Genomic DNA, 4,364 nt, shown 5'->3' with positions numbered 1-4,364 from the left:
TCTTGCACGAGTGCCTATCTTGACTAGGAAATTTATTTTGCACGACTACTTACCTCCTTGCCGCAAATTCTTGGGACAAGTGGCTTAAGCTAAGTAGGGAGGCACAATTATTTGTAGGATGGGTTAGCGGTAGCGTAACATAATCGGGCGTTGGGTTTCATGCTTCAACCCAACCTACGTTCATCTTATATTTAATTCCACCCACCCACTTACTTGTTTATACCCAAATAAAAAACGGTCTCCCTAAACCAGTTGCCAAAATCGCCGCCATGGACAGTCAATTACTTGATAAACTCGGACAATTACAAAACCTCTTAAAAACCAGCGAAAAAGCTCTGATTGCCTATTCTGGGGGCGTGGACAGTACCCTAGTGGCCAAAGTGGCCTATGATCTGCTAGGGAGTCAAGCATTGGCAATTACGGCGGTTTCCCCTTCCCTACTGCCGGAAGAATTAGAAGAAGCGATCGCTCAGGCCGATTATATCGGTATTCGGCATGAATTGGTGGAAACCGAGGAAATGAATAACCCCAATTACACCAGTAATCCCGTTAATCGCTGTTATTTCTGCAAAAGTGAGCTACACGACACCCTTAAACCCATCGCCCTCGCTCGTGGTTATTCCTACGTCATCGATGGCGTTAATGCTGATGATTTAAGGGATTATCGTCCCGGAATTCAAGCCGCTAGGGAGCGCGGCGCTCGTTCACCTTTGGCGGAAATTGGTATCACAAAAAGCGAAGTTCGTCAACTATCTCGTTACTTAAATTTACCTTGGTGGGATAAACCGGCGCAACCCTGTTTAAGTTCCCGTTTTCCCTACGGGGAGGAAATTAGCCTGGAGAAATTGCAAAGAGTCGGACGGGCGGAGATTTATCTGCGAAAATTAGGTTATCGTCAATTACGGGTGCGATCGAGCGGCGATACGGCACGGATTGAATTACCGGCAGCAGCAATTCCCGACTTTATTAATCGGACAAATTTAAGCGAATTAGTCGCTGATCTGCAAAAATTAGGCTTTATCTATGTCACCCTCGATCTAGAAGGTTATCAAAGCGGCAAGCTTAATCGAGTCCTCTAAGTGTGAGGTGATGGGAGAGTGGGAATTATGAATTATGAATTATGAATTATGAAGTGGGGAAGTGGGGAAGTGGGGGAATTTCAACTAAAACCCTAACACCCTAACACCCTAACACCCCAAAACCCCAAAACCTAAAACCTGTCCCAGAAGTCACTCGATCGGATATATTAAAAAAATGTTAAAAAGCCGGGGAGCGGACTGATGAACCTTTTTCTAGGGTTCCTAAGTCTTTACCCCTAAACCTCTAATTGCCAAGGCGAGGATAGATGAGTCAACTACAAAATGCCTTTACCCTATTCCTGAGCCTGTTGGTGGAAGCGATGCCTTTTTTACTGCTAGGGGTGATTCTCTCTAGTATTCTTTTAATATTTGTCGATGAACGTCGCCTAGTGGCCCTGATGCCTCGAAATGCTGTTTTAGGAGCATTTGTGGGGGGATGTATTGGTTTTTTGTTTCCCGTCTGCGAGTGTGGCAATGTGCCGGTGGCGCGACGTTTACTTGTGCAAGGAATGCCGAATGCAGTAGCGGTTAGTTTTCTCTTAGCAGCGCCGACAATTAACCCGATTGTTATCTGGTCCACTTGGGTAGCTTTTCGCGATCAACCGGAAATTGTTTTCTATCGAGTTATCTTTTCTTTGTTCATCGCTACGGTTATCGGTATTATCTTTAGTATCCAAAAAGATCCCCGACCGCTACTACAAACCTCTTTGGCAAAAAGTCTCAATTGGCAACCGCAAACACCGGAAAAAGAATCTATCCCACTACTACTACAATCCGGTTCTTTTCTGATCGGTAATTCTGGGCAAACTTTGCGCTTAGATGAAAGTTTTGCCGCTACTGCTGTCCTACCAGCAGTGCAAGCTATCCCGATGAAAAGGCGCTGGTTAACTTTTGTGGAAAACGTGGTGATGGAATTACGGGAATTAGGAGGAGTGTTAATCTTAGGAAGTGCTATAGCGGCCGGTTTACAGGTGTTTGTTCCCCGGGAATTTGTTCTTAATTTGGGTCAGGATCCGATTACTTCGATCTTGGCCATGATGCTGTTAGCGGTCATTGTTTCGATTTGTTCCACAGTTGATTCTTTTTTTGCTCTCTCCTTTGCCTCTAGTTTTACCAGTAGTTCCCTGCTGGCTTTTTTAGTGTTCGGTCCAATGATTGACCTGAAAGGGATTGGTTTAATGTTGTCTATTTTTAAACCGAGAATGTTAATTTATCTCTTTGCTTTAGCAGCGCAAATGACTTTTTTACTCACCTTGGCTCACAGTTATTTATTTTAGGTCAGTACCCGGATAGTTTTTCCCATGAATTCATCACGTCTAAAAATAATCGCCCCCCAATTTATCGATGTTATTGCCCTAATCGGTTGGGGTTCGTTACTATTTAAATACTGGATAACTGGACAGTTAAATTTACTGATACATCCTAATTATTTTATCCTGGTTCTCATCACCAGTATTGCTTTATTTGTTCTGGGAATAGTCAAGCTTTGGACATTATTAAAACAGTGGCAAAAAAAGATTAATTTAGATAGTAACGATAATCGATCGCATATTACCATTCTTCCCCAACATTTTGGCTCAGGTTTATTAGTAATCACTGCCCTTTTAGGCCTATTTATTGCCCCGCAGCCCCTCAGCAGTCAAATCGCATTACAGAGGGGAATTAGTGAATCTTTACCCCTAACTCGCTTGCAAACTCAATCCTTTGGCACTACCGTTAAACCAGAGGAAAAAAGTTTAATTGAATGGGTAAGAACTTTGAATGCTTACCCCGAACCTGATGCTTACACGGGACAACCGGTAAAAGTCACAGGTTTTGTGGTGCAATTGCCCCAATTACCCGATAATTATTTATTAATTAGTCGCTTTATCCTTACCTGTTGTGCCGTGGATGCTTATCCCGTGGGTTTGCCGGTGAAACTATCAGGAAGTCGCGGTCAATATCCCAATGATACTTGGTTAGAAATCACCGGAGAAATGGCCACGGAATCTTTACCCGTAGAGGTGGGAAAATCAACCACCAGAAGACAATTAGTAATTAAGGCTAAATCCGTGAAATCTATACCCACTCCTGTGGATCCCTACGGATATTAACAGTTAACAGTTATCAGTTATCAGTTGTTTCTAACCATCTACTATAATGATCAAGACCTTACAACTACAACCGATTGATAAATTAGCGATAACATTAATTGTATCGCTAACCTTAGTAATTGGCGGCTTAATTTGGTTAGGTAATAGCTGTGGTAATCAATGTCTTTTGCAAACCGGTCCAAGGGTCAAGGAATTTAGCTGGGAAAATCGAGAAATTGGCTCAGAAGATCAAGCATTTATTATCACTTTTGATCGCCCCATGGATCATGCTAGTGTAGAAAAAAATCTAGTTATCGATCCTCCGCTGCCGGGTAAGTTGAGTTGGGCCGGAAGACGATTAGCTTATACCCTCACTTCTCCCATTCCCTACGGAGAAAAATATCATCTGCAAATTGAAGGTGCGCGGGAACAATTTCGCAGCGGTAATCGATTAGGACAAACCCTGGCAATTTTTGAAAGAGAATTTAAAAGTCGCAATCGTGCTTTTGCCTATATTGGCACTAATGGGGAAGAACAGGGAAGATTAATTTTTTATAACTTGACCGAGGAGAAGAAAACCCTCTTAACCCCCGCAAATTTGACCGTTATGGCTTTTGAATTCTATCCTGATGGTAAAAAAATCCTCTTTTCGGCCGTGGCGAAAAATCGGGGGATAGAGGGAATTCGTGAACTGCAGCTTTACCAAGTTGATAGCAGTCAATCGCCTCTAAAAATTGAGTTAGTGCTAGACAATAAAGATTATCAAAATAATCACTTTGATTTAGCTAAAGATGGGGAAACTATTGTCGTGCAGAGAATTGAGCGCCGCAATCCGATTAACTTCGATTTATGGGCAGTTAAATCGGGGGAAAAACCCCAAAAATTAAACATCCAAGGCGGAGAATTTTTGATCGCACCTGATAGTAAAACTCTGGCTGTCACCCAGGGGGAAGGAATTGCGCTTTTGCCCTTAAAATTCGAGACAAAACCCCTGGATTTTTTACCAAAATTTGGGCGAATTTTGAATTTTTCTGCCGATGGTACGGCCGCAGCAATGGTGAATTTTAATACGGATAATGCCAAAATGCGTTATATTCGATCGCTTTTTTATGTCAATAATCAAGGATTACAAAAACGCTTACTCAATCTACAAGGTTCGATTATAGATTGTCAATTTAATGCCACCGGTAGTGATTTGTATTGTTTGTTAACC

Annotated in this window: 4 protein-coding genes; all 4 read left to right on the top strand. The window is 42.4% G+C overall.

The genetic code is table 11. From position 1 onward, the window contains the following. Window positions 1-269: 269 nt before the first annotated feature. Window positions 270-1,079 (top strand): ATP-dependent sacrificial sulfur transferase LarE, encoded by an 810-nt coding sequence (gene larE, locus PX481_RS24345; protein WP_002760365.1) that lies wholly within the window; start codon window positions 270-272, stop codon window positions 1,077-1,079. A gap of 266 nt (window positions 1,080-1,345) precedes the next feature. Beyond that, window positions 1,346-2,356: a permease gene (locus PX481_RS24340; RefSeq protein WP_002760364.1), complete on the top strand. Its 1,011-nt coding sequence runs from the start codon at window positions 1,346-1,348 to the stop codon at window positions 2,354-2,356. A gap of 24 nt (window positions 2,357-2,380) precedes the next feature. Next, window positions 2,381-3,172 carry a TIGR03943 family putative permease subunit gene (locus PX481_RS24335; RefSeq protein WP_002760362.1) on the top strand — a complete coding sequence of 264 codons (792 nt, stop codon included), beginning with the start codon at window positions 2,381-2,383 and terminating at the stop codon, window positions 3,170-3,172. A gap of 46 nt (window positions 3,173-3,218) precedes the next feature. Further along, on the top strand, window positions 3,219-4,364 hold a 1,146-nt coding region (locus tag PX481_RS24330; RefSeq protein ID WP_288096488.1), incomplete at its 3' end, for an Ig-like domain-containing domain.

Source organism: Microcystis sp. M53603_WE2, from assembly GCF_030065435.1.
This window is presented reverse-complemented; position numbering and strand designations above follow the sequence as displayed.